The sequence below is a fragment of the Thalassobacillus sp. C254 genome (assembly GCF_001310615.1).
The window spans coordinates 43,544-67,716 of the sequence record NZ_BAXQ01000006.1 but is presented as its reverse complement, the minus strand read 5'-3'; the positions used below and the strand labels follow the sequence as shown (position 1 = coordinate 67,716).

The window sequence follows — 24,173 nt, the reverse complement described above, 5'->3', positions numbered from 1 at the left end:
CCTCCTTGTCATTACATTCTTAACTGTTCAATACTTTATCATGAGGGTGAAGAGTATCCGGGTAAATTTCGGTCGGATAGTTTCCAGTAAAACACGCAAGACACTGGCCACAGCTTGAACTTTCCTGCTTGCGTCCAATTCCTTTTAACATCCCATCGACGCTCAAAAAGGACAAGCTGTCAGCGCCCATCATTTCTCTCATCTCTTCAACCGAGTGACTTGATGCAATGAGCTCCGACTTGGTAGATGTATCAATACCGTAAAAACAAGGATGTGTAATTGGCGGCGAACTGATCCGCACGTGTACCTCTTTCGCTCCTGCATCCTTTAATAGCTTTACAATACGTCTGCTTGTTGTCCCGCGCACAATCGAGTCATCTACCATGACCACTCTCTTTCCTTCTACAATGCCTCGGACAGCAGATAGCTTCATTTTCACTCCCTGTTCCCTAAGCTCCTGAGAAGGCTGGATAAATGTTCTGCCCACATAGCGGTTTTTTATGAGGCCAAGCTCATAAGGAATGCCAGCTTCCTCAGCATAACCGATCGCTGCAGAAATGGAGGAATCAGGTACGCCGGTTACAACGTCAGCTTCAACAGGCAGTTCTTGTGCCAATTGTCTTCCAAGGTTTTTCCTGGCACTATGGACGTTAATCTCATCTACATTAGAATCAGGTCTGGCAAAGTAAATATACTCCATGCTGCAAATGCTCCGAGCAGAAGAGGAAGAGAAAATTTCTGAGTGCATGCCATCAGCATCAAAGGTTATAAGTTCTCCAGGCTGTACTTCACGTAAATATTCAGCACCCACAACATCAAAAGCACAGGTCTCAGAAGAAATGACATACCCTTCTCCAATTTTACCTATGGACAATGGGCGCAGGCCATTTGGATCTAAAGCAACCATCAGCTTGTTCTCTGTCATGACCGCAAAGGCATATGCTCCTTTAATCATGGATAAGGCATTGGTGACTTTATCCTCGAGCCTTGGATACACGCTTCTTTTGACCAGGTGGGCGAGGACCTCCGTATCTGAAGTAGATTGAAAAATGCTCCCCTGTCCTTCAAGCTGATGCTTTAGTCCATTGGCATTCACTAAATTTCCGTTATGAGCAACAGCAAGACCGCCTGTTTGAGATTGAAATAGCAATGGCTGACAGTTTACAAGACCGCCGCCGCCCGCTGTAGCGTAGCGGACGTGGCCGACAGAAGCGTGCCCCTGCAGTCTTTCGAGGTCTCCTTCTTTAATTGCTTCTGTTACTAGTCCTAACCCTTTGTGGATTGACAGCTTGTCCCCGTCACTGACCACGATCCCTGCACCTTCCTGTCCACGATGTTGCAGACTGTGAAGTCCATAATAGGTAATCTGGGCTGCATCCTTATGATTCCAAACTGCAAAAACACCGCACTCTTCATTTAACCCTTTGATTTCACCAAGCATGGAATAGCTCCTTTCCAGGCCTCCTCCACTTTTTTCGTGGAAGCCTGCAGCACTACTTCTCCAGAATGTTGTTGTACCTTTAACATTGACTGACCGGTCACTTCACCAATTTGTGTACTGTTTCTAACAATCTCTTCGAATTTAGCTTTATCTTCAGGCTTCACACTTACAATAAATCTGGATTGACTTTCAGCAAACAACTGGGTCACAGTATCTCCTTCGATGGCAACCTCAGCTCCTAATTCTGTGTTCATCACACTTTCCGCTAAAGCAATTGCCAATCCGCCTTCTGCCACATCATGGGCTGAAGCGATTACTCCGGTGCGAATCGCTTTTAACAGCTGTTCCTGTTGAAGCTTCTCTGTTTCCAAATCAATGTGAGGAGCTTTCCCGGAAATGGATCCATCAAGCATTTGCTGAAGTTCACTGCCTCCAAATTCTGCTTTTGTTTCACCAATTAAATAAATTAGATCTCCTTTAGTTTTAAAGGTCTGGGTGGTGATATGAGAAAGATCTTCTATTAAACCAACCATCCCTACTACCGGAGTTGGGTAGACCGCACCTTTTTTCGTTTCATTGTAAAGGGAGACGTTTCCTCCAATTACAGGCGCATGCAATTCACGACAAGCCTCACTCATCCCATCTGTGGATTTTTCGAGCTGCCAGAAAATCTCCGGGTTTTCAGGACTTCCATAATTTAAGCAATCAGTCACTCCGAGGGGCTCTCCCCCTGAACAAACAATGTTTCTTGCCGCTTCTGCCACAGCTATCTTTCCGCCAGCTTCCGGGTCAAGGTAAATATAGCGGGAATTACAATCAGTTGTCATGGCGAGAGCCTTGTTTGTGTCTCTTACACGAATGACTGCTGCATCAGATCCCGGGTGAACAACGGTATTGGTCTGCACCATGTAATCGTACTGATCATACACCCACTCTTTACTGGCGATTGTAGCCGCTTCAGCAATTGATAAAACGTATCTTCAATACTCTCAACAGCAGGAACACTGTGTTCTTTTTCCTGGAATTTCTTAAAATAAGAAGGTTCTTTTGATGGCTGGTGGTACACTGGTGCATCTTCTGCCAATGCATCTACAGGCACGTCCGCCACTGTTTCGCCCTTATGAATTAAGCGAAGGTTTTTATCCTCTGTCACCGTACCAATTTCAGCTGCAAGAAGATTCCACTTTGCACAAATATCTTTCACTTCTTGTTCGTGTCCTTTTTTGACAACGAGAAGCATTCGTTCTTGAGATTCTGAAAGCATCATTTCGTATGGTGTCATATTCAGTTCACGCTGAGGAACAAGGTCAAGGTTCATTTCAATGCCTGATCCGCCTTTGCTCGCCATTTCTGCTGAAGAAGATGTTAAGCCTGCAGCACCCATGTCTTGAATCCCGATCAAAGAATCCAGCTGAACAAGCTCTAAACAAGCCTCAAGCAAGAGCTTTTCCATAAAAGGATCTCCCACTTGAACTGCGGGTCTTTTGCTTTCCGATTCTTCACTTAACTCTTCAGAAGCAAACGTCGCTCCGTGAATGCCGTCTTTTCCTGTGCTTGCACCTACGTACATGACTGTATTCCCAGCACCCGCTGCTCGTCCTTTTTGAATATCCTTGTGGTCAATGAGGCCGACACACATGGCATTTACCAGCGGATTTCCTTCATAACACGGATCAAACTGAACTTCTCCGCCGACAGTTGGAACCCCCATACAGTTGCCATAGCCAGCAATCCCGGCCACTACTTCTTCAAATAAATATCGAACACGAGGAGAAGTAAGTTCCCCAAAACGAAGTGAATTTAATAAGGCAACCGGACGGGCTCCCATGGAAAATACATCCCTAAGAATTCCGCCGACGCCAGTAGCCGCTCCTTGGTAAGGTTCAATTGCAGAAGGATGATTATGGCTTTCAATTTTAAAAACTACCGCCTGCTCATCGCCAATATCAATGATTCCGGCCCCTTCTCCAGGTCCTTGCAATACTTTTTCGCCACTGACCGGGAATTTTTTAAGGAGGACTTTGGAATTTTTGTAGCTGCAATGCTCGGACCACATGACGGAAAAAAGTCCCGTTTCTGTATAGTTAGGCAGACGACCGAGAATCTTTTCCACCATGGCAAATTCTTTATCTGTTAATCCCATCTCCTGGTAGACTTTATCTGCTTTAATTTGCTCTGGTGACGGCTCAAGAAGTAAGGACATGTGATTCCCTCCAGTTTTTTAACAAAGATTGAAACAGCGTTAATCCATCAGCGCTTCCTAATATTTCATTAACTGCTCGCTCTGGATGAGGCATCATGCCAAGTACATTTCCTTTTTCATTAGAAATCCCTGCAATCTGCTCTCTTGATCCATTAATGTCATCCTTATAGGTAAATACAATTTGCTTGTTCTCTTTTAAACTTTCTAGTGTTTGCTCATCACACTCATAGTTTCCTTCACCATGAGCAACCGGAATGGAAACCACTTCTTTGTCCTTATACATCGAGGTAAACCACGTACGGTTATTTTCAACAACTAGATCAGCCGGCCTGCAAATAAATTTAAGGTCTTTGTTTCTTTTCATTGCTCCAGGAAGAAGACCCGCTTCAAGAAGCACTTGAAACCCGTTGCATACACCTAGAACTGGTTTACCTGCTTCAGCTTCCTTAATAACACTCTCCATAATCGGCGCAAAACGGGCAATCGCTCCTGAGCGCAGATAATCGCCGTATGAAAAGCCTCCTGGAATTAAAATGGCATCATAATCTGCCACGCTCTTCTCGGTATACCAAACGAATTCAGCCTCTTCTTTTAGTTCATCTTTAATGGCATGGTACATGTCTGAATCACAGTTTGACCCTGGAAAAACAATGACTGCAAACTTCATGAAGAGACAACCTCCTCAATTTCAAAGGAATAATCTTCAATAACCGGATTGGAGAGAAGTTTCTCACACATTTCCTTTACTCTTTCTTCAAGGTTTTCGCCGTTTTCCACAGTAAGCTCCATGAACTTCCCGACCTTAACTTCCTGCACTTCGTTGTACCCTAACGTATGAAGAGAGTTCTTTACAGCACTTCCTTGAGGGTCTAATACTCCGGACTTTAATGTAACGTAGACATGCACTTTAACCATGTTTTGCGCCTCCCAGTCTTTTTAATATCTCGCTGTAACCATCTTGCAGGCTCCCGATACCAAAGCGGTATAGATCTTTATCAAACTTCTCTTTTGTATCTTTGTCCCATAAACGGCATGTGTCAGGTGAAATCTCATCAGCCAAAAGAACTGTTCCTTCTTGGGTCACTCCAAATTCCAGCTTGAAATCAACAAGCAGGAGATCATTTTCCAAGAAGTATGATTTCAATGTTTCATTGATTTCAAGAGCCTGCTTTTTCAGTTCCTTGACTTGTTCGGCAGTAGCAGCCTGCAGCGCTCTGATGTGATCTTCATTAATAAGCGGATCTCCCAGGTCATCATCCTTGTAGTAAAATTCAACAATGGCTGGAGCCAGCTCTTCTCCTTCAGACATTCCGGTTCTTTTCTTCAAGCTTCCGGCAACAATGTTACGGACCACTACTTCAAGTGGAATAATGTCTGTCTTTTTCACTAGCTGTTCAGTTTCAGATAACCTTTGAACAAAGTGAGTCGCTATTCCGCCGGCATGCAGTGAATCGAATAAAATGCTTGAGATCTCATTATTCAACCGTCCTTTGCCTGTCATGTTGTCCTTTTTCTCACCATTGAACGCTGTTGCTTCATCTTTGTACTCTACCCACAAGAGAGAAGGATCGTCGGTTACGAAAAGCTTTTTTGCTTTCCCTTCATAAAGAAGACCTCTTTTTTCCACTGATGAACGCCCCTTTTTCCAAATTTCAAAATAAAAAGTCTTTTTTTGCTGAAGGAAGCCTGGAACACTTCCTTCAGTCATAATATTTTCTATTCCAGGCCTACTCTTTTAAACAGCGTATCTACCTGGCTTAAATGGTGGTTATAGTCAAAGCAGTCATCAATCTCTTTTTCAGTAAGAACAGAGGTAATCTTTTCCTCTTGCTCCACGAGGGTGCGGAAAGGAACTCCTTTTTCCCACGCCTCCATTGCCTTAGGCTGAACTAAATCATAGGCTTCTTCACGGACCATCCCTTTGTTAATCAGAGTCAAAAGGACACGCTGAGAATAAATCAGTCCGAAGGTCTTCTCCATGTTTGCCTTCATATTTTCAGGGAATACAGTAAGATTTTTTACAATATTTCCGAAACGATTCAGCATATAGTTCAGGGCTATCGTGGAATCTGGCAATATGATTCGTTCTGCAGATGAATGCGAGATGTCTCTTTCATGCCATAAAGGTACATTTTCGTAAGCTGTCACCATGTGGCCCCGGATGACACGAGCAAGGCCGGTCATATTTTCAGAACCAATAGGGTTACGCTTATGAGGCATAGCAGAGGAGCCTTTTTGGCCTTTAGCAAAGAACTCTTCTACCTCACGGGTTTCACTTTTTTGCAGCCCACGGATTTCAACGGCCATCTTTTCAATGGAAGCGGCGATTAAAGCAAGTGTTCCGACGTAATGAGCGTGACGATCACGCTGCAGAGTCTGGGTTGAAATAGGTGCAGCCTCAAGTCCAAGCTTGTCACAAACAAACTCTTCTATAAATGGCGGAATGTTTGCAAAGGTTCCAACAGCACCTGAAAGCTTTCCAAACCGGACTCCCTCGGACGCGTGCTTGAAACGTTCAAGGTTTCTTTTCATTTCTTCATACCAGAGAGCAAGCTTAAGTCCAAAGGTTGTTGGTTCTGCATGGACACCATGTGTTCTTCCCATCATGACAGTGTACTTGTGCTCTTGAGCTTTATTTTTAAGTATATCGATGAAATTCTCCAGATCCTTTTGGATGATTTCATTAGCCTGCTTTAACAAATAAGAAAGGGCAGTATCAACAACATCTGTTGAGGTTAACCCATAATGAACCCATTTACGTTCATCTCCGAGAGTTTCTGAAACCGCTCTTGTGAAAGCAACAACATCGTGGCGGGTTTCAGCCTCAATTTCGTGAATTCTGTTCACATTAAATCCTGCGTTCTCTCTAATTTTCTTTACATCTTCTTTTGGGATTTCACCAAGCTCTGCCCACGCTTCACAGGCTACAATCTCAACCTCGAGCCAGGCATTATATCGATTTTCTTCTGTCCAAATTGATCCCATTTCCGGGCGTGTATAACGTTCAATCATGTGACTTCCTCCACTCTGTCTCTCTTTTTACATGGTTTATAGAAAAATGACCATTCAGGTATCCTGGGTTGTTCAGCTTTCCTTACTACTTTTCTCTATAATAAGCATACGCTCTTTTTTACTTATTCCAAAGTCCAAGGTTGCTGGTCCGGCCTAATGCCTCTTCCACACTCTCACCCATTACAGTAATGTGCCCCATTTTTCTCTGGGGACGAGCTTCTTCTTTTCCGTAAAGGTGAAGATGTGCATCTCGAATGTCTTGAACGTGGTCTAATACCTTTGGAAGATCTTCACCTAAAATATTTGTCATAACCGCTGGTTTTAAAAGATCTGTTTTTCCAAGCGGCAGACCGCAGATGGCACGGATGTGCTGGGCAAACTGTGACGTTTCACAGGCATTAATCGTGTAATGTCCTGAATTATGAGGTCTGGGAGCCAGCTCATTCACATAAATGGTATCTTCTTCTGTTAAAAACATTTCTACTGCCAGTGTACCGACGAGTTTTATATGCTCTGCCAGCTGAAGAGCTATTGTTTCTGCTTTGTCCTTAACCTGGGCCTCCACTCTTGCCGGTACAATCGTTTGGTGGAGAATATTATGTACATGAATGTTTTCTCCCAGAGGGAATGTTGCTGTTTCGCCGTTCGTACTCCGTGTAACGATCACAGAGATCTCTTTCTTAAATGGAATCCACGCTTCAAGCACAAGCTCTCCTGATTCCTTTAAAGAGCTATAAGCCTTTTCAGCTTCTTCAGCCTGTTGAATGACCACTTGTCCCTTTCCATCATAACCGCCTCGGCAGGTTTTAAGGACTGCAGGAAGTCCTAATTCCTGGATGGATGCCTCCAGGTCCTCTAAAGAAGTAATCTCCTTATAAGGAGCAACTTCCACCCCGGCTTCTTGAATAGCTTTTTTTTCACGTATTCTGTGCTGGGTGATAAAAAGAAGGTCCTTTCCTTGCGGGAGGTAGAGATGACTTTCTAAAAACCTGCAGTGTCCGCTTCAATATTTTCAAATTCATAGGTGAAGACATCACAATGCTCTGCCATTTCCCTGGCACCCGACTGATCATCGTAGGAAGCAATAACCTCTACGTCTGCAATCTGCCCTGTTGGCGAATTCTTTTTCGGTTCCATTACAGCAATTTTGTATCCCATTTCCCTGGCAGATAGAGCCATCATTCTGCCGAGCTGTCCGCCGCCAAGTATCCCAATTGTTTGACCAGGTATAATCACTTTACTCATAGCGTGTCACTCGTTTCTAGCACTGTATTCTTTATCTCTTCTCTGCGCTGCTCCAGTCTTTCACTTACTCCCTCGTCAAATGCTCCAATCATTTCGGCCGCAAGAAGGCCTGCGTTCGTGGCTCCCGCTTTTCCAATGGCTACAGTTGCCACCGGCACGCCACCTGGCATTTGTACAATTGATAATAATGAGTCCAGACCATTTAGTGCTTTAGATTGAACGGGAACTCCTATGACTGGGAGAGAGGTCTTTGCAGCGACCATTCCTGGAAGGTGGGCTGCTCCGCCAGCTCCAGCAATGATTACTTTCAATCCTTTGGCTTTAGCCTGTTCTGCATACTCAAACATTAAATCAGGTGTTCTATGTGCGGAGACTACTTTTTTTTCAAATGGTATGTGTAATTCCTCGAGTATGGTACAGGTATGCTCCATTGTATCCCAATCTGACGTACTTCCCATAATTACCCCGACTAAAGGTGCCACGAAGGTTCCTCCTTCATTTTTCAACAATTAAATTTCCTTTTTTTTACATAATAATACCCCGAAAAATAAGTCCCTTTCTTACGAGAGAAAGCAGACCGGGTTCCCGGGGCTTTTTTAACGAAAGATTTGCAGTAGTTATTTCTTTGACCGGCAAAAGCCGGCCTCACTACCTGTAATCCAACGTGCTTCCCCCCATAGTCCAGTGATTTACGGTCACCGGGTAGAAACTTTTGGGCCTTATTCCCAATGATATATGAGGATATATGAAATTTCTTTTTTATGAATTCAGTCATTTTCTTCAGCTTTATAGTAACAAGATGGAAGAAGATCTGTCAACAAAAATCGAACATTTTTTCTTATGTTTTTATAAACGTTCGCCTTTTACTTCTTTTTCCCTTCAAAAATAACTAACTGCCTCACAGGTATAACTTCTGTCGTACCGTTTCCTTCCTTCTCTTCAAAAATCGGTTCTTCCATTCTTCTCACCGGCCTGTATCCTTCTTTGTCCATCCTTTGAAGGCACTCTGCTATGCTTTCCGTTTCCATCACTTCAAACTTTTTTTTGTCGGGCTGCTTGTTCTGCTGTTTTTGCTGCTTCTTCTTAGCCATTTTCTATGCCACTCCCTTGAATGTTCTTTGCTGATCTTTTTTTAAAAGGCTCTGTTAAAGCCCAATTTTTTATGAGTCATTTGATTGTGATAAACGCAGACGTCCTCGGAAAATAGTATGAGCCGTCGCAGAGTGGTTTTCCCTAGGGTGCAGGCAATGATCGAGGCATAAAAAACCGTGAATTGCGAATGTTGTAATGTTGTAAAGCATATATTGATGTCGCACGTGTACCTTTAGCTCCATGAGAGCATCGTATCGAACATCTGCAACAAAATGTAACAAACTGTCACGCTTACTTTCTAACACCCTTAACCCAAAAGCCTCCAAAGAAAGCTTTCGGTTCATGAGAAATAATAAAAGCTTTTGGATCCAGCTGCTTAACTGTTTGATACAATACCGCTTCCGATTTCCTGGATGTTAAGATCTGCATCATCAGGCGTTCGCCCTCTCTTCCGTATGCTACCCAGTTTGTCACCCCGTACCCCTTGTCTCTTAATGCGTTCGGGATATCCGGCTCGTATTCTTTCGTAATTACATTTACGGTTATATACCCAAGTGCAAGCTTTTCTTCAATTTTCATTCCAACGATTACTCCTGTGCCATATCCTATCGCATATGCAATCAGGTTGGCAATCTGGTCCAGGTTATCCAATACAAGCCCCAATCCAATGACGTAAATAATAATTTCTATTATACTTACACTAGCTGCAAAATACCTCTGACCTTTTAAGGTAAAAATCATTCGAATCGTAAAAAGGGTTACATATACAATGTTAATAATTAGAATGATTATTATCATTGTGACTGCATTATTAAGCAGCATATCCAGCAATCACAACACCCCGCCTTCTCATTATTTCAAAAAAATATATCATGAAAAATAAAAGTGCAGGGAAGCCATAATCCTTCGTCAATTATCGTCTTTATTTTCACTATCTATCGTAATATCCTGCAGCAAATCCTCCACTTCTTCCGGCGAGGCTTTTCCAGCCCACCCAATATTTAAGGTTCCCTTTAATTCCTTTACGTGAAGCTCCTGAATCTTATAGTTAACATTTTCAATTGTCGTTTTGTTCATTGCCTCTATTTGCTTACGCAATTCCTCATTCTCTTCCTCCAGCTTCTTGATTCGCTTTTCCATATGTTGAGCCCAGCTGTAAAGGTCTATATACATTAGGATCCTCCAAACTGCTTTGAGCGGGAATTGATCATCCAATCTTTCTCTTCTATATAACTATATGAACGCCTTTACCTTTCACGACATAAAATGTTAGACCATAGATGACTGCGGAGTTTATTAATAGGAGGGGACAGTTATGAATGCTTTTGAAAAAATGATGCAATGGCAAAAGTATGCCGAAAAGGTTCTTGATGAAGACTTTTGGACCGACTTCTCTGAGGTCATGCAGCACAAGTCCTTATTTAAATGTGTACGAGGCGGAAAAGGAAGCGATGATTATCATGGGTCTTCCCGGCCTTCAAAGTGAAAAAGACGTTAGACTGTCAGTGGACCCTCATAAACTTTATATTAAAGGAACCTTACGCTGGAAAGAACCTGAGGATAGCCGCCCTATCCAGACTGAACTGAATCACGGAAACTTCCACCGTACTGTTGACCTTCCTTTTCCAGTAGATGCGGAAGGCATTAATGCAGCCTACGAAAACGGACTGCTCACCATACGTTTGCCAAGAAAACCGAATGAAGAAAAATATCAAGACCATGTTCCTGTTCAATACCGAAGAAGGCCATCCCGTTAAGGATGGCCTTCTTGAATTAGACAGCGGGAGGTGCTGGAGGAGGGGGACCCGGCGGCGGCGGGGATACGTCGTCAACAGCCTCAGGCTCCTCAACATCATTTTCTTCTGGAGGCTTTTGCACAATGAGCGTCTTCCCAATATTGAGAGATGCATTGGTTGAAATGCTATCCACCTTTAAATTTAAGATAGAGACTTTTACCACTCTTGGTTATTCCTCCTTAAATAGATTTAGCTGAATTGACACTTTTAGTAAGGAATTCCGGCTCGTTTGCAACCATATCATTCACATCTGGATCAAGAAGCTGGTTTTTGTTCCAGGCAGACAGAGGAGAAAGGTCTCCGATCGCAGTATTTGTTCCCTGTGATTTATCATTTACGTTATGACCTTCATGAACAGCATTCCCAAAGTTTACCGATGCATTTGAAGAGATGTTGTTTATTTTGATATTAAAAATGTTATTGATGACTGGCATACACATACACCCTTTTCAGCCAAGTTATGGTCAGTATATGTTATTGCCCAGTATATGTGAAATACAAAAAGGCTCCCACCTAAAGAGAAGAGTCCTTCCCATTAGTGAGAGCTCATGTTTTGTGTTCAGTATTCAATTGGTTTCGACCAGGAGAATGACTCTAATGGAGTACAATTATCAAAAGAAGATAATTAGAGATTTGCTTAGGTGTGACAATTTTATCCCAGCCTCTACTCTCTGGAAACCGAAACCTTACGTTCAGCCTGTTCTTGCTTCAGTGCAGTTAACGCCTTCTCTTCTGCAGGTATTCTAACAACCAAAAGCAAGAGAGCATTTAATATCGTAAAAACGATTGCTGTAAAATATGCACCAAATATAAGAGGCAGTGCTGCAATTTCAGTTGCCACCACGATATAATTCGGATGCTTCACCCACCGGTAAGGCCCCTTAGCCACTTTGTTTTCCCCAGGGAGGACTATAATCTTAGTGTTCCAAAACTTCCCTAGAGAAGCCAAAGCCCACACCCTCATCACTTGAGCGGCAATAAATAAAAGGAAAAAGAAAAACCAGCCTGGCCCTGTCTGTCCTTCATTAATAGTTCCTTCAATAAGTATAGATACAAAAAACAAAACATGAAGCAGAACAATGAACGGATAATGCTTGCTTCCGTATTCCACCGCCCCCTCTGCTTTCATCCATTTCTCATTTCTTTTGGCATACAGCAGCTCAATCAAGCGCTGAATAATTACAATTGCTACAAGTATACTGAAGAACACCATTTCACTTCCTCACTTCCATTCAAGCCATACAAGCTCAGAGCTAAATCCCGGACCCAACGCTGTCAGCAGTCCTTCTTCTCCAGCAACCGGCTGTTTATTCATGGTTTCCTTAAGTACATACAATACAGTCGGAGAAGACATGTTTCCATAGTGGGCTAATACTTTTCTTGAATCCTCAGTTTTTGCCTCTGTAAAGGACATTGCCTTTTCGTAAGCAGTGAGTACCTTCTTCCCTCCAGGATGGGCAACAAAGTAGGAAATCTCTTCAACCGTTTTGCCGATTGTTAACAGGAATTCTTCTACATTAGGCTTAAGCACGATTCTATTATGCTTGGAATATCCCTTGAAAAGATCACATTTAAACCATTGTCCTTTACGTCCCATCCCATCACATCTTCGGAATTTCTCATCAATGTAGATTGGACTGCCTTCGTATTGGGGTAAGCCTTTTCCTTCTTTTCGTTTGTTTCAATTTGATCCCCTTCTATTAACGCGCAGGCCACTCCATCGGAAAAAAGAGAAGTGCCAATCAGGTTGCTTTTGGTAGTATCTTCTCTTTGGAAGGTCAGGCTGCATAATTCAACACATAAAACCAGAACACGTGCCCCAGGATAAGCCAGGCAATATTCATGAGCTCTGCTGATTCCTGCAGCGCCTCCGGCACACCCGAGGCCCCAAAGGGGAATACGTTTTGTATGAGCTGGAAACGCCAGCATATTCATAATTCTGGCTTCGATCGAGGGTGTGGCAAGTCCTGAACTTGAGACATATATAATAGCGTCGATCTCCTTAGCAGTAACGTCGTTTTCTTTCAGACAACAGGTGACCGCCTCACTTCCTAGACTGACTGCTTCTTTTATATATATATCATTTCTCTCTTGAAAGCTGTGATCATCTGTAAACCACTCTAACGGTTTTACCAGATTTCGATTTTCTATTTGTCCATTCCCAAACACCGTTAATAACCTGTCGATGTCATAGAAATGATCCTTAAACATTTCTCTTACTACCCTCATGGTGTCTTGCTGAGATACCTGGCAGGGCAAGTCCACTGTGCTGACCGATCGGATAACCGGCATGACCTCACATCCTCTGATTTTCACCTCTGTTGCTTCATTCATTCCCACGCGTGCTAAAGGATAAACTCGTAAGATTCTTTTAATAAGCAACTAAGAAATTTGACGTTTGCTGATAGAGAGAACGGGAAGTAAAATATAAGCAGGTTTTTTCCTATATAAAGAGAATACTCTCTCGGTTTAAGCGACACTGATTCCCCTTATGCATAATCCCGAGAAACTTCACCAACCAATCTAAAAGGAGTTCTGGTATATGGACAGCACGGGTCTTGTTCTAGAAGGGGGCGGCATGCGAAGCGCCTATACAGCAGGGTCCTGGAATTCTTCCTGGATTCAAATATACGATTTCCCTATGTCATAGGAGTTTCCGCCGGCGCTTCTAACGCTTGCTCCTACCTTTCAGGACAAAAAGGCAGAAATAGAAAAGTGGGAATTGACCATGTTAGAGACCCTCGTTTTTTAAGCTTCCGAAACCTTTTTAAAGAAGGAAGCCTCTTTGGCATGGATTTTATCTATAAAGAAGTACCTACCAAAATTGAGCCCTTAGATGTAACCAGCATTTCAACTTGCCCGGAACGGTTTGTTATTGTAACGACTGATTGCCAAACAGGCGAACCATATTACATTGATCACTCTGATGACATAGAGCTATTGGATGCTGTTCGCGCTTCAAGCAGCCTTCCTTTTATCGCTCCTATGGTACAATTTAAGGGAAAAGAGCTTCTTGATGGGGGAATCGCTGACCCCATTCCTCTCCGCAAAGCATTTAACGACGGGTTTGAGCAGAACCTTGTTGTTCTTACTCAACCCAAAGGCTATCGAAAAAAGCCTTACAAATTAAAAAAGCTGGCGGAAAAGCTATATCCTCAGCACGAAAAATTGATTCAGTCAATCTTCTCCCGTCACCTTCGCTATAATCAGGCAATGGAAGAGGTCGAAAAACTAGAAGAAGAAGGAAGAATCAAAGTCCTCCGCCCCTCAAGGAAGCCTGTATCACTTTTATAGAAAAGGATGAAACAAAATTATCCTCCTTATATGAAGCTGGTTATAAGGATGCCAAAAGCTCTTATGAAGACATCATGCCATGGCTTGAGCGGAAAGCAGCGGCTATTGCAAAGTAAACACAGAGACACTGTTTAAGCCGGGCAGAATTTGGAGCCCGGCTTTTATTTGTGAGCAGAAAAAATTTAATTACCTTCCTTTGGGCTGCTGACCACCTTTTCCTTACACTCTTTCCATGCTTTTGATACAATTCATTACAGGAATCGAAGTAACCGGGAGGAGAAAGCGTATGAAAGATACAGGTCTTGTTTTAGAAGGAGGGGGCATGCGCGGTCTATATACAGCCGGAGCTCTGGAATACTTTTTAACCCATAATATTCATTTTCCTTACATTGTAGGTGTCTCAGCAGGAGCATCTATGGCCTGCTCCTATTTATCCCGCCAGCACGGAAGAAACAAGCAAGTTAACATTGGGCTTGTAAATGATCCAAGGTTTCTGGGCTTTCGGAACCTCCTTCGTGAAAGAAGTTTGTTTGGCATGAACTTTCTCTTTGATGAAATCCCTACTAAAATTGTTCCACTGGATTTTAAGGAAATTGCAGAAAGCGATCAAGAGCTGGTTATAGGAACGACAGACTGCAGAACCGGCAAGCCTTATTACATTAAAAGCAGCCAATGTGACGATTTACTCAATGCTGTGCGTGCTTCCAGCAGCATTCCCCTTCTCTCACCTGTTGTAAATTATGAGGGAAGAGAGCTTGTTGATGGCGGAGTTGCAGACCCCATACCAATAAAAAAATCAGAAGAAGCAGGATACAAAAGAAACATTGTAATTCTTACTCGTGAAAAAGGGTACAGAAAGAAAGGATCACGAATGCAGCGAGTGACAAACAAACTGCTGCGCAAGTATCCTAATCTAATTGAAACGATAGAAACCAGGCATCAGCTCTATAATCGTACCCTCAATTACATTGACGAACTTGAAGAAACAGGTAAGATCTTTGTGCTAAGACCTTCTAGAGAGGTGTCAATCAGCCGTACAGAGAAAAGCCAGGAGAAGCTCACTGCTTTATACGAAGCCGGGTACTCGGATGCTAAAGCCTTGTTTTCCCGTCTGCCTCAATTTAATTCCTGCCTGCCTTCATAACACTAAGAGAGTGTCCCCAAAAGTCTTAGTTTTGGGGACACTCTCTTTCTGGTTAATGATGATTTATTTTTAGGTAAAGAATATTAAACTCTATTGCCACAAGCTAAGTCCTTTTTTACTTTCACATTTCAATCACCATATTTTTTAGCAACAAAACGTTTTGACACTATATCGTGAAAGAGGAGCTATATTCACTTATATACTTAAAGTACTAAATCTCCGAAATAAGAAAAGGTGTCTGCATGTTTCATTTCTTTTGCTATCAACCATATCATTAATCGGCTAAACTTGGTATAAAGGTTGATAGTTCTGGGACATAAGTGATAACTAACAATGCAATAATCATTACTAGAAAAATAGGAATAATTGCTTTAGAGATACTTTCAAAAGGTACCTTTCCTACTCCTGACGCTACGAAAAGATTTACGCCAAGAGGCGGTGTAATAAATCCAATTGCAAGGTTTGTCACTAAAATCACTCCAAAATGGACAGGATCAATCCCGATATTAGTAACAACAGGTAAAAGGATAGGCGTCAATATAACCAATGCTGAAATGGTATCTATAAACATTCCTACTATAAGAAGAAAAACGTTAATCACTAACATAATAATAATAGGGCTCTCTGAAATCCCTACAATAAAGTCAGCAATTGTGTTCGGGATTCTTTCCATTGTCATTAAATAAGCAAAAGATATAGAGAAGCCAATGATTATAACGGTTGTAGAATTAGTAATAGCTGCTTGCGCTATGCTTTGGTATAAGCTTTTAATATTCAACTCTTTATATACAAACACTCCAATAAATAAAGCATATACAGCCGCCACTGCTGCGGATTCAGTAGCGGAGAATATTCCAGCATAAATGCCGCCCAGGATAATGACCGGAATGAGAAGAGCATATTTTGCTTCGTTTAACGCTTTTAGTACATCCATAAATGTTGGCGGTTTACCTGTACCTACATACTTATTTTTCTTCGAGATGGCATATGCTACTATTAGTAAACAAAACCCTAAAATAATACCTGGAAGGATACCTGCCAAAAACATAGAGCCGATTGAGACACTCCCTACCACCCATACATTACAAAAGGAATAGAAGGGGGATCAGGACGCCTATTGAACCAGAAGCTGCAGTAATTGCCGCTGCAAACCCTTCACCATAATTCCTTTGTTTCATTGAGGGAATCATAAAAGAACCAATTGCTGCTACAGTAGCAGGGCCTGAACCTGAAATCGCAGAGAAAAACATGCTCGCTACTACAGTAACCATGGCAAGGCCACCAACTAAGTAGCCAACTAGAACACTGGCCAGGTCAAGCAGTCTTCTGGAGATTCCTCCGCTGCTCATGAGTGCCCCAGCTAAAATAAAAAACGGTATAGCCATTAACGGAAAGGAGTCCAAAGAAGTAAAAGCATTTTGGATGATTGTATTCGTGGGCATATTTGTTGTTAACACAATAGTTAAGAGAGAAGCAGCTCCTAATGAAAGAGCAATAGGAAGCCCGATTAAAACCAGGAAGAAAAATGACCCAAATAAAATTGCTATGGTCACACTACATCTCCCCCTTTCCCTGCACTTCATAAGGAGCTCTTACTCTTTTTATAATTTGCTGCACAAGGCGTACTCCCATAAGCAGACCTGCAAGTGGAATTGCTAAATAAGGAACCCACATAGGAACTTCTAATGAGGGGCTTCGTTGACCGCTCTCAAATATACCATTTATATAGATTGTCCCCTGTATAGCAAGGAACATTGCAAAACCAAACCAAACAAGCAATGCAGTTATATCCATAACCACCCGCGCCATCGGAGGAAACTTATTAACAAACACGTCTATTCGCACATGTTCTTGGCGCCGAATGCCTAAACTTGCTCCCATCCATACCTGCCATATGTGCATGTACCGGGCCAGCTCAGCTCCCCAGCTAAACGAACTGCCTAAAACAAATCGAAGATACTTGAGCAAATATTGTGAAAACCATAATTACCATTGTTGTTACAAGGATTATCTCTTCAAATCTTTCATCTAATATCCTCCACATTACCTTTCCCCCTTTCCTAGCTCCCCTCCATCTAACAGGCAATCTTTTTTACTTCTTAAAAGGCTCTGCAAAAGAATATATAGTGATTTTTAACAACTATCATCCAGCCAAGTCCGGTTTTCTCTTCCTTTCTATTGAAGAATCAGTCGGTGCTACTGACTCTGCCTGATGGAAACCTGCTCCTATTTTCTCCCCGCCCAATAGTTATAAAAAGCTTTTGCACCACTCCATCTCTGGCTAGGGCACAGTTACAACAAACCTCCTTGTGGATGCTTGGTAGCTTCAAAACTTTGGATGTAAACAGGTATCCAGTTCTGCAGTACCACTAATGGGCTCAGCGTCCATACAATGGATTCAGAAGGGAGCAAGGAGAAGCTGACAGCAAACACCACAATTCTTTGATGAAAAAATTAATAAGAAGGTTTTAAAAACAAATAAAACAAAGCAATGACATGGCAAAGGATAGGGAACAATATTACTGGCTGAAGGAACGTGCCTGCTCTAGGAGGTCTTCACCAATATCATCCTGGAACATTTCATATACAGGCTCTGAAGCTTCAATAAAGGAGTTGATTTGTTCTTCTGTGAGTTCATTGATTTCCATATGATCCTGAATGACTTCTAGGCCCTCTTCATCCTGCTCTCTTGCAAGTCCTCTTTGATAATCAAGAGCTTTTCTAGCGGAATCTTGTACAATTCCTTGATACTCCTCGGGCATGTCCATAAAAAAGTCATCATTAATAAATGCTACCGTTGCCGTGTATGCATGATTGGTGATTGAAAGGTATTCTTGTACTTCATAAAAATTCATTTGATCAATCAAATTAATAGGGTTTTCCATAGAATCATAAATATTTTGCTGCAAAGCGCTATAAAGTTCGCCAAAAGCAAACGGTGAGGCATCGGCTCCATAGGCATTAAACGTTTCAATGTGCACCTGGTTTTCCATTGTTCGTATACTTAATCCATCTAAATCATCTGGCGATTCAATGGGATGGCTGTTATTGGTAATTTGACGCATACCTGTCTCCCCATAGGCCAACCCTCTTAATCCAACGTCTGGAAGACGGTCAAGCAGTTCTTGTCCAAAATCTCCATCTAGAGCTTCATAGGCGGTCTCATGATCCGGAAATAAGAATGGTAAATCCAGAACTAAGAATTTACTGTCAAATCCAGCCACAGGAGCAGAAGCTGTAACAGTCATTTCAATGTTTCTTGACTGGACTGCCTCAATTGCTTCTCTTTCTGACGCATAAAGCTGGCCGTTCGGATAAACTTCCACTGTAACTTGCCCGTTTGTATTCTCTTCAACAAGTTCCTTAAAACGCTCCATGCCTAGATGGGTAGATCCTGTTTCAGGAACCGTATGAGTAACGCCAATAGTGAATTCTTCATCACTCCCGCCATTTCCACCTGTAGAACCCTCTGCCGCTTCCTGGTCCACTTCCTCCCCGCCGTTCCCACAACCTGCAACCGTTAGTAAAGTTCCTGCCCCTATACACGCTATCCACTTTTTCATCGGCTCACCACTTCCTTATTTTTATTTATTCTCTTCCGCGTATAAACCTTTTAAGGGACCTCTCTTATTACAACCCTAAGAAAAACATACTGTGTTTCTAAAATATTTTTTATTCCTTGCTGGTCTCTCTCTTCCAATGCCACTTTCTTTTATGCCTCCAAACGGTGCTTGAGGAACAGATGGAGTGCCATCATTCCAATCTACAATACCGTAATCCAGCTTTTCGTTGAGTCTAAAAACTTTCGGTAAAAACATAAGCTGCCAGGCCCATATGGAGAGTTATTAGCAAGTCTTATTCCTTAACAGGAGCTACAGGTCCAAAGGTTTACTCATTCATGACAAGCATCATTTATTAACATCCTTTAATACGGTTGGAGCGGAATATCCGCTTCCTGATTTTCTTTCACCTCCTGTAACTAATAGGCAATACTCCCTACCGCCTCTTGGGTTGCCGGGTTTATGACCTCTTTTCTTCTCAACTGCGAGCCTGTCTATTTGCCATTAATAAAATGTAATGCTTGCATTTTTTCTGACCCTTTCCTTTTACTGCTCTGTGTGACCACACCATTGGAGAATAGCAAGCGCCATGATCTCTGCCACTTCAAAAATATGTTCAATTTCAATGTATTCGTTTGGATAATGACATACCTTTGTTGTTCCTGGACCAAAAATGATAGAGGGGATGTTCCCCACTTGTGTTAGAAGGCCGCCATCAGTTCCCCAGGTTGAACCAGCTACAACAGCTTCTTTCCCTTTAGTCTCTTTATAGCTCTTCTGTAAAATATCCATCATTGGGTGATCAAGATCGCAATTTCCTGGCGGCAATCTTAAACCAAACCACTTAACGTCCACAGGGTTGTCTTTGAACCAGTCATCTTTGGAGGAAAGCCCGTCAAGCCACTCCTCAAACTCCTTTTTAGCCTCCTCTATGGTCTCCCCTGGTTCTATCCCCATTCTTCCTTCTATCGTGGCACGGTCGGGTACTGAAGAAGGGAAGTAACCTCCTTGAAATTTCCCCATGTTTATTGGAATTGGAATAGGATTGTCTTCATACAAAGGATCTGTTATTCGGTCATTTCTTTTCTTTTCAAGCTCCGCTATATGTTGATAAACAATTATGCCTTTCTCAACTGCACTTACTCCCTCATACCTTGTTCCTCCGTGAGCAGAGATCCCTTTGATTGAAACCTCAAACCACATAGACCCTTGTTGTTTTGGAAAAATCCTTAACTCACTTGGTTCAGGAATAAGCGCAACATCTGCTTTATACCCTTTTTGAATGGCTGCCAGGGTGCCTGATCCTCCGCTCTCTTCCTCAACTACACTTTCAAAGATTACGTCTCCTTTTAGCTTGTACCCATTATGCAGAAGGGACTCCAACGCTATTAGAGCAGAAAGGTTCCCTCCCTTCATGTCTGTCGTCCCCCTTCCATATATCCTGCCGTTCTCTTCTTTTGCTGAAAAAGGGTCATCATTCCACTGGGCTATTTCCCCTTCAGGAACCACGTCGACGTGTCCATTTAAGATAACCGACCTGCCACCACCGCTCCCTTTCCACACACCTACTACATTAGGACTTCCATTAAAATCTGTTCTTTCAGAGTTAAAAAAGGGACTTTGCGATAGTTCCTTATAATCCAGTTCCCACATCTCTACTTCCAGTCCACTTTCTTTTAAACGCTCGGCAACAAGAGACTGTACTCCCTCTTCGGCTCCTGCAACACTGGCTCTTTTATCATTTTTTTGAAAAATGTAATATAATTTTCTCTTTCCTTTTGGATATAACTATGTATCTTTTGTTTTGATTTCAAGACTAATCCTCCTTATTTAAATATTCTGCAAATTCAACGGGAAGAAAACTTTATTGTTTACAGATGCATTCTTTAAAGCTAATGCTCGAAAGAAAAATCCCCTGCATCCAAAATGTGCGCCGATGCTACTGCTTCAACTCTTTTTTTATCCCTTGATTTTACCGCTTCTAAAAGTTCCTTATGCTCTTCAATAAATTGATTTACATTTTTACTGTAGTACTTACCTAACTGGGAGAGAAATGTTCGAATCTGCATTTGAATAATGTTATACATTTTTTTAATTCTTGAGTTATCGCAGCAATTTATAAGGTATAAATGGAAACTTATATCTAAATTAAACATAAGTTGCCAGTCATCTTTTTGACTCTCCTCTTCCATGTGTCTTATGAGAAGTTCCAGATACTGAATGTCCTTTTCTATAATATTTTCTGCAGCCTTCACAATTGCCGGAACCTCCAGATGTAATCTTATTTCATTAATTTCACGAAGATCATCATCAGTAAAACTACTTACAAATGTGCCTTTGCGGGCTTTATTGATGACTAAACCTTCATACTCAAGGGTTTGCAAGGCCTCTCGCAAGGAGCTTCTGCTGATATCAAGTTCGGAAGCAAGGTTAGCCTCCAACAGCCTTTGCCCAAAAGATATTTCACCGCTCCATATTCTGCGTCTCAATTCCTCTGCTGCCACTTGACTTAATGGCTTTTGTTTTATGGGATTTGATGGCAACGATCTTTTAACCATAATTTTCTCCCTTTTCTGTAATTTTATTTTTGTTGACTATCCTGTCCTGATCCATTCCAGTTGATTATAGAGAACTACCTTCTGGCCCACACCTAGCAGTCACTTTGCCAAAAAAGCAATGTTTTATAACGATTGTCGACAATCAATTGTTGTTTTTTATCTTATCGGTACTAATTTTATATGTCAAATTATTTTTTGAATATTTTATTAATTTTAATAACTTAATCCCTTTTTTCATTTCAGAATTTTCTAAATAGTATTTGACAAATCATTGATCTTGTGTCAACTTAACATTAACCTGTCTTGTCGTTTGTCGACATTCAATATAGCCTTGTGAAAGGAGTGAAGACATGTGAGCAATAGACCTTATGTCCTCGCTTATAATCGAATATCCTCTCCTGTCATAAATGACTTAGAAAAGGATTTCAATCTTTCCTATTTTACTGAGTTGGAAGGTTTGGACAATCCTGACTTCAAAGAAGCATTAGAAAAAGCTGAAGGAATTATTAATGTGGAAATGGAAGTAAACGAACAACTATTGAGCCATGCTCCTAACTTAAAGGTTGTATGTAATGTCTCAGTTGGCTACGACAACCTGGATATAGAGGCTCTTACAAAGCGTAACATTATGGCAACAAATACCCCAGGTGTGCTGACTGACACAACCGCTGATGCGATTTTCTCTATATTACTGGGCACAGCCCGCCGCATCCCCGAGCTAGATCAATACGTAAAGAATGGAGAATGGACAAAGGTTCTTCCGGAGGAAAAATTCGGAACCGATGTTCACCATAAAACGCTTGGCATTATAGGTATGGGGAGAATCGGACAAGCCATTGCCAAGCGTGCCAGATTCGGCTTTGATATGAACATCCTCTACTATAACCGTTCTCAAAAACCCGAAGCCGAGGATCAATATGATGCTGAGTTTGTCTCCTTTGATGAGCTTTTAGGGCGCAGTGATTTTGTCTGCTTAATGACTCCTCTGACCAACGAGACAAGGCATTTGATGAACCGTGACGGTTTCCAAAAAATGAAGAATGAAGGAATTTTTATTAACGGTTCACGAGGCGAAACAGTCGATGAAAAAGCGCTTATTGAAGCTCTGCAAGCCGGGGAAATAAAGGCTGCCGGTCTGGATGTTTTCCAGCAAGAGCCTGTTGAGAAAGATAACCCGCTGCTGCATATGGAAAATGTGGTAACCACTCCTCACCTTGGTTCTTCCACTCATGAGAATGAACTAAATATGTCTCGACTGGCTGAAAAAGATCTGCGTGCTGCCCTTCAAGGAAAGCAGCCAAAACATTTAATCAATGAAGAAACTGCGCCTTCATAAGCATGTGTAGTAGGAACAAATTACTTATTTAAAAACTGGAGGTTTTTTATGTCTGATCATAAAAGTGTTCCAAGCGTCGAGGATTTTCAAAAGAAAGACCAGGAACATATCTGGCATGGCATGCGTCCCCACAGCCCTGACCCATCAATGATTATCGAACATGCTATAGGCTCATGGGTTACTGACATTGAAGGTAATCGCTATCTGGATGGAATGTCTGGCTTGTGGTGTGTAAACGCTGGGTACGGAAGAAAAGAGATTGCAGAGGCTGCCTATGAACAAATGCTGGATATGCCTTATTATCCGTTAACCCAAAGTCACGTCCCTGCTATTATGCTTGCAGAAAAGCTTAACGAATGGCTTGGTGATGAGTATGTGTTCTTTTTCTCCAACAGCGGCTCTGAGGCCAATGAAACAGCGTTTAAGCTTGTGCGTCAATACTTCCACCAAACAGGACGCCCCGGAAAACATAAGTTTATTTCCCGTTACCGTTCCTATCACGGAAATACGATAGCAACATTAGCGGCAACCGGTCAGGCGCAAAGACGCTACAAGTACGAACCGCTAGCCCAAGGCTTTCTTCACGTGACCCCACCTGACTGCTACCGCTGCCCTTTTGGGAAGGAAGCTGAATCCTGCAGTTTGGAGTGTGCAAATGAAATTGATCGGACGATGACCTGGGAATTAAGTGATACAGTAGCCGGGGTTATAATGGAGCCTATCATTACAGGAGGGGGCATCCTTGTTCCACATGATAATTACATGAAAAGAGTGAGAGAAATTTGCGATAAACATGATGCCCTCCTTATAGCTGATGAAGTAATCTGCGGCTTTGGGAGAACTGGAAAACCGTTTGGTTTCATGCATTACGATGTGAAACCGGACATTATTAGCATGGCAAAAGGAATTACAAGCGGCTATCTCCCGCTCTCAGCCACTGCTGTCCGCAAGGATATATACGAAGCTTTTAAAGGAGACGACAAGCATGACCACTTCCGTCATGTAAACACATTTGGCGGCAATCCAGCGGCCTGTGCTGCAGCCTTGAAAAATCTGGAGATTATGGAAAGTGAAAAGTTAGTTGAAAACTCTGCAACCCTGGGCAAAAAACTTCTCGAAGACCTAAAGACGCTTGAATCCTTGCCGAACGTGGGAAGCATACGAGGAAAGGGTCTCCTTGCCGGGATAGAGCTTGTACAGGATAAAGAGACCAAGGAACCACTAGATGAAAAGATTCTAGCCAAAATTGTTGGCTCTTGCAAAAAGAAAGGACTTATTATTGGAAAAACGTCAGATACAGTTGCCGGCTATAATAATATTCTGGCACTTTCCCCTCCTTTAAATTTAAACGATGAAGATTATAAATTCCTGCTTGAAACCTTTACTGAGACGGTAAAAGAAGTGTTGGCATCTGCTTAATTTTTAATCGTTTACATTTGAATTCGCTTTTATGATAGATTTTAAAGTAAAATAAGACTAGGTTCTGTCCGCC

23 protein-coding genes, 4 pseudogenes and 1 riboswitch are annotated in these 24,173 nt (G+C 42.1%); of the genes and pseudogenes, 6 read left to right on the top strand and 21 right to left on the bottom strand.

Translation table 11 applies throughout. The features are described 5' to 3' along the window. Positions 1–19: 19 nt before the first annotated feature. The 11 genes and pseudogenes from purF to gerPC all read right to left on the bottom strand — a co-directional run bounded on the left by purF (position 20) and on the right by gerPC (position 10,166). Positions 20–1,441 (bottom strand): amidophosphoribosyltransferase, encoded by a 1,422-nt coding sequence (gene purF / locus JCM19033_RS08130; protein ID WP_054635942.1) that lies wholly within the window; start codon positions 1,439–1,441, stop codon positions 20–22. Next, positions 1,417–3,644: pseudogene (gene purL / locus JCM19033_RS08125) on the bottom strand (phosphoribosylformylglycinamidine synthase subunit PurL). Before purL ends, purF begins: the two are co-directional and overlap by 25 nt. Further along, positions 3,628–4,311: a phosphoribosylformylglycinamidine synthase subunit PurQ gene (gene purQ, locus JCM19033_RS08120; protein WP_054635941.1), complete on the bottom strand. Its 684-nt coding sequence runs from the start codon at positions 4,309–4,311 to the stop codon at positions 3,628–3,630. Before purQ ends, purL begins: the two are co-directional and overlap by 17 nt. Continuing rightward, positions 4,308–4,559, bottom strand: a complete 252-nt coding sequence (gene purS, locus JCM19033_RS08115) for a phosphoribosylformylglycinamidine synthase subunit PurS (protein ID WP_054635940.1) — start codon at positions 4,557–4,559, stop codon at positions 4,308–4,310. The genes purQ and purS overlap by 4 nt, the downstream gene beginning before the upstream one ends. Continuing rightward, positions 4,552–5,271, bottom strand: a complete 720-nt coding sequence (purC, locus tag JCM19033_RS08110) for a phosphoribosylaminoimidazolesuccinocarboxamide synthase (RefSeq protein ID WP_054636012.1) — start codon at positions 5,269–5,271, stop codon at positions 4,552–4,554. Before purC ends, purS begins: the two co-directional genes overlap by 8 nt. Before the next feature lie 89 nt (positions 5,272–5,360). Continuing rightward, the gene (gene purB, locus JCM19033_RS08105) at positions 5,361–6,656 is read right to left on the bottom strand and encodes an adenylosuccinate lyase (RefSeq protein WP_054635939.1); all 1,296 of its coding nucleotides are present in this window, start codon (positions 6,654–6,656) and stop codon (positions 5,361–5,363) included. 118 nt (positions 6,657–6,774) lie between these two features. Further along, positions 6,775–7,901, bottom strand: a pseudogene (gene purK / locus JCM19033_RS08100) (5-(carboxyamino)imidazole ribonucleotide synthase). Then, positions 7,898–8,383, bottom strand: coding sequence for a 5-(carboxyamino)imidazole ribonucleotide mutase (gene purE / locus JCM19033_RS08095; RefSeq protein WP_054636011.1), 486 nt, complete (start codon positions 8,381–8,383; stop codon positions 7,898–7,900). The pseudogene purK and the gene purE overlap by 4 nt, the downstream one beginning before the upstream one ends. A 175-nt stretch (positions 8,384–8,558) precedes the next feature. Continuing rightward, positions 8,559–8,660: riboswitch (purine riboswitch) on the bottom strand. A 104-nt stretch (positions 8,661–8,764) separates the two neighbouring features. Then, positions 8,765–8,992 carry an NETI motif-containing protein gene (locus JCM19033_RS08085; RefSeq protein ID WP_054635937.1) on the bottom strand — a complete coding sequence of 76 codons (228 nt, stop codon included), beginning with the start codon at positions 8,990–8,992 and terminating at the stop codon, positions 8,765–8,767. A 292-nt stretch (positions 8,993–9,284) separates the two neighbouring features. Continuing rightward, positions 9,285–9,815 carry a DUF2179 domain-containing protein gene (locus JCM19033_RS08080; RefSeq protein WP_198153452.1) on the bottom strand — a complete coding sequence of 177 codons (531 nt, stop codon included), beginning with the start codon at positions 9,813–9,815 and terminating at the stop codon, positions 9,285–9,287. An 87-nt stretch (positions 9,816–9,902) separates the two neighbouring features. Then, positions 9,903–10,166, bottom strand: a complete 264-nt coding sequence (gene gerPC / locus JCM19033_RS08075; protein ID WP_054635936.1) for a spore germination protein GerPC — start codon at positions 10,164–10,166, stop codon at positions 9,903–9,905. A gap of 142 nt (positions 10,167–10,308) precedes the next feature. Here gerPC and JCM19033_RS24175 point away from each other — a divergent pair, with 142 nt between their 5' ends. Both JCM19033_RS24175 and JCM19033_RS08070 read left to right on the top strand, forming a co-directional pair. Next, entirely contained in the window at positions 10,309–10,479 is a 171-nt protein-coding gene (locus JCM19033_RS24175) for a hypothetical protein (RefSeq protein ID WP_198153451.1), read from the top strand. Further along, positions 10,445–10,750 carry an Hsp20/alpha crystallin family protein gene (locus JCM19033_RS08070; RefSeq protein ID WP_198153450.1) on the top strand — a complete coding sequence of 102 codons (306 nt, stop codon included), beginning with the start codon at positions 10,445–10,447 and terminating at the stop codon, positions 10,748–10,750. The genes JCM19033_RS24175 and JCM19033_RS08070 overlap by 35 nt, the downstream gene beginning before the upstream one ends. A 16-nt stretch (positions 10,751–10,766) precedes the next feature. Here the strand turns inward: JCM19033_RS08070 and JCM19033_RS08065 are convergent, their stop codons facing one another. From JCM19033_RS08065 to JCM19033_RS08050, 4 genes and pseudogenes are all read right to left on the bottom strand, one after another. Then, positions 10,767–10,952 carry a hypothetical protein gene (locus tag JCM19033_RS08065; RefSeq protein ID WP_054635934.1) on the bottom strand — a complete coding sequence of 62 codons (186 nt, stop codon included), beginning with the start codon at positions 10,950–10,952 and terminating at the stop codon, positions 10,767–10,769. A gap of 16 nt (positions 10,953–10,968) precedes the next feature. Continuing rightward, entirely contained in the window at positions 10,969–11,223 is a 255-nt protein-coding gene (locus tag JCM19033_RS08060) for a spore germination protein (protein WP_054635933.1), read from the bottom strand. Between the two features lie 230 nt (positions 11,224–11,453). Beyond that, complete coding sequence (locus JCM19033_RS08055) at positions 11,454–12,002, bottom strand: isoprenylcysteine carboxyl methyltransferase family protein (protein ID WP_157049795.1); 549 nt, start codon at positions 12,000–12,002, stop codon at positions 11,454–11,456. A gap of 9 nt (positions 12,003–12,011) precedes the next feature. Then, a pseudogene (locus JCM19033_RS08050) lies at positions 12,012–13,081 on the bottom strand (type III polyketide synthase). Positions 13,082–13,393: 312 nt separating this feature from the next. Here JCM19033_RS08050 and JCM19033_RS08045 point away from each other — a divergent pair. Both JCM19033_RS08045 and JCM19033_RS08040 read left to right on the top strand, forming a co-directional pair. After that, positions 13,394–14,083 carry a patatin family protein gene (locus JCM19033_RS08045; protein WP_306301280.1) on the top strand — a complete coding sequence of 230 codons (690 nt, stop codon included), beginning with the start codon at positions 13,394–13,396 and terminating at the stop codon, positions 14,081–14,083. 286 nt (positions 14,084–14,369) lie between these two features. Continuing rightward, the gene (locus tag JCM19033_RS08040; RefSeq protein WP_054635931.1) at positions 14,370–15,227 is read left to right on the top strand and encodes a patatin family protein; all 858 of its coding nucleotides are present in this window, start codon (positions 14,370–14,372) and stop codon (positions 15,225–15,227) included. 274 nt (positions 15,228–15,501) lie between these two features. Here the strand turns inward: JCM19033_RS08040 and JCM19033_RS08035 are convergent. The 6 genes and pseudogenes from JCM19033_RS08035 to JCM19033_RS08015 all read right to left on the bottom strand — a co-directional run bounded on the left by JCM19033_RS08035 (position 15,502) and on the right by JCM19033_RS08015 (position 21,291). Further along, a pseudogene (locus JCM19033_RS08035) lies at positions 15,502–16,780 on the bottom strand (TRAP transporter large permease). A 1-nt stretch (position 16,781) separates the two neighbouring features. Next, positions 16,782–17,129 carry a TRAP transporter small permease gene (locus JCM19033_RS08030; protein ID WP_054635930.1) on the bottom strand — a complete coding sequence of 116 codons (348 nt, stop codon included), beginning with the start codon at positions 17,127–17,129 and terminating at the stop codon, positions 16,782–16,784. Positions 17,130–17,746: 617 nt separating this feature from the next. Then, the gene (locus JCM19033_RS08025) at positions 17,747–18,790 is read right to left on the bottom strand and encodes a DctP family TRAP transporter solute-binding subunit (RefSeq protein WP_054635929.1); all 1,044 of its coding nucleotides are present in this window, start codon (positions 18,788–18,790) and stop codon (positions 17,747–17,749) included. Positions 18,791–18,865: 75 nt separating this feature from the next. Continuing rightward, a complete protein-coding gene (locus JCM19033_RS23315) occupies positions 18,866–19,045 on the bottom strand; it encodes an aldehyde dehydrogenase family protein (protein WP_157049794.1) in 180 nt (59 codons plus the stop codon). 288 nt (positions 19,046–19,333) lie between these two features. Further along, entirely contained in the window at positions 19,334–20,542 is a 1,209-nt protein-coding gene (locus tag JCM19033_RS08020; protein WP_083465335.1) for a peptidase, read from the bottom strand. A gap of 137 nt (positions 20,543–20,679) precedes the next feature. Then, positions 20,680–21,291, bottom strand: coding sequence for a GntR family transcriptional regulator (locus tag JCM19033_RS08015; RefSeq protein WP_198153448.1), 612 nt, complete (start codon positions 21,289–21,291; stop codon positions 20,680–20,682). A 406-nt stretch (positions 21,292–21,697) separates the two neighbouring features. Between JCM19033_RS08015 and JCM19033_RS08010 the strand changes: the two genes are divergently transcribed. Then, the gene (locus tag JCM19033_RS08010; protein WP_054635927.1) at positions 21,698–22,681 is read left to right on the top strand and encodes a D-glycerate dehydrogenase; all 984 of its coding nucleotides are present in this window, start codon (positions 21,698–21,700) and stop codon (positions 22,679–22,681) included. A 48-nt stretch (positions 22,682–22,729) separates the two neighbouring features. Continuing rightward, positions 22,730–24,100, top strand: a complete 1,371-nt coding sequence (locus JCM19033_RS08005) for an aspartate aminotransferase family protein (RefSeq protein WP_054635926.1) — start codon at positions 22,730–22,732, stop codon at positions 24,098–24,100. The last annotated feature ends 73 nt before the right edge of the window (positions 24,101–24,173 follow it).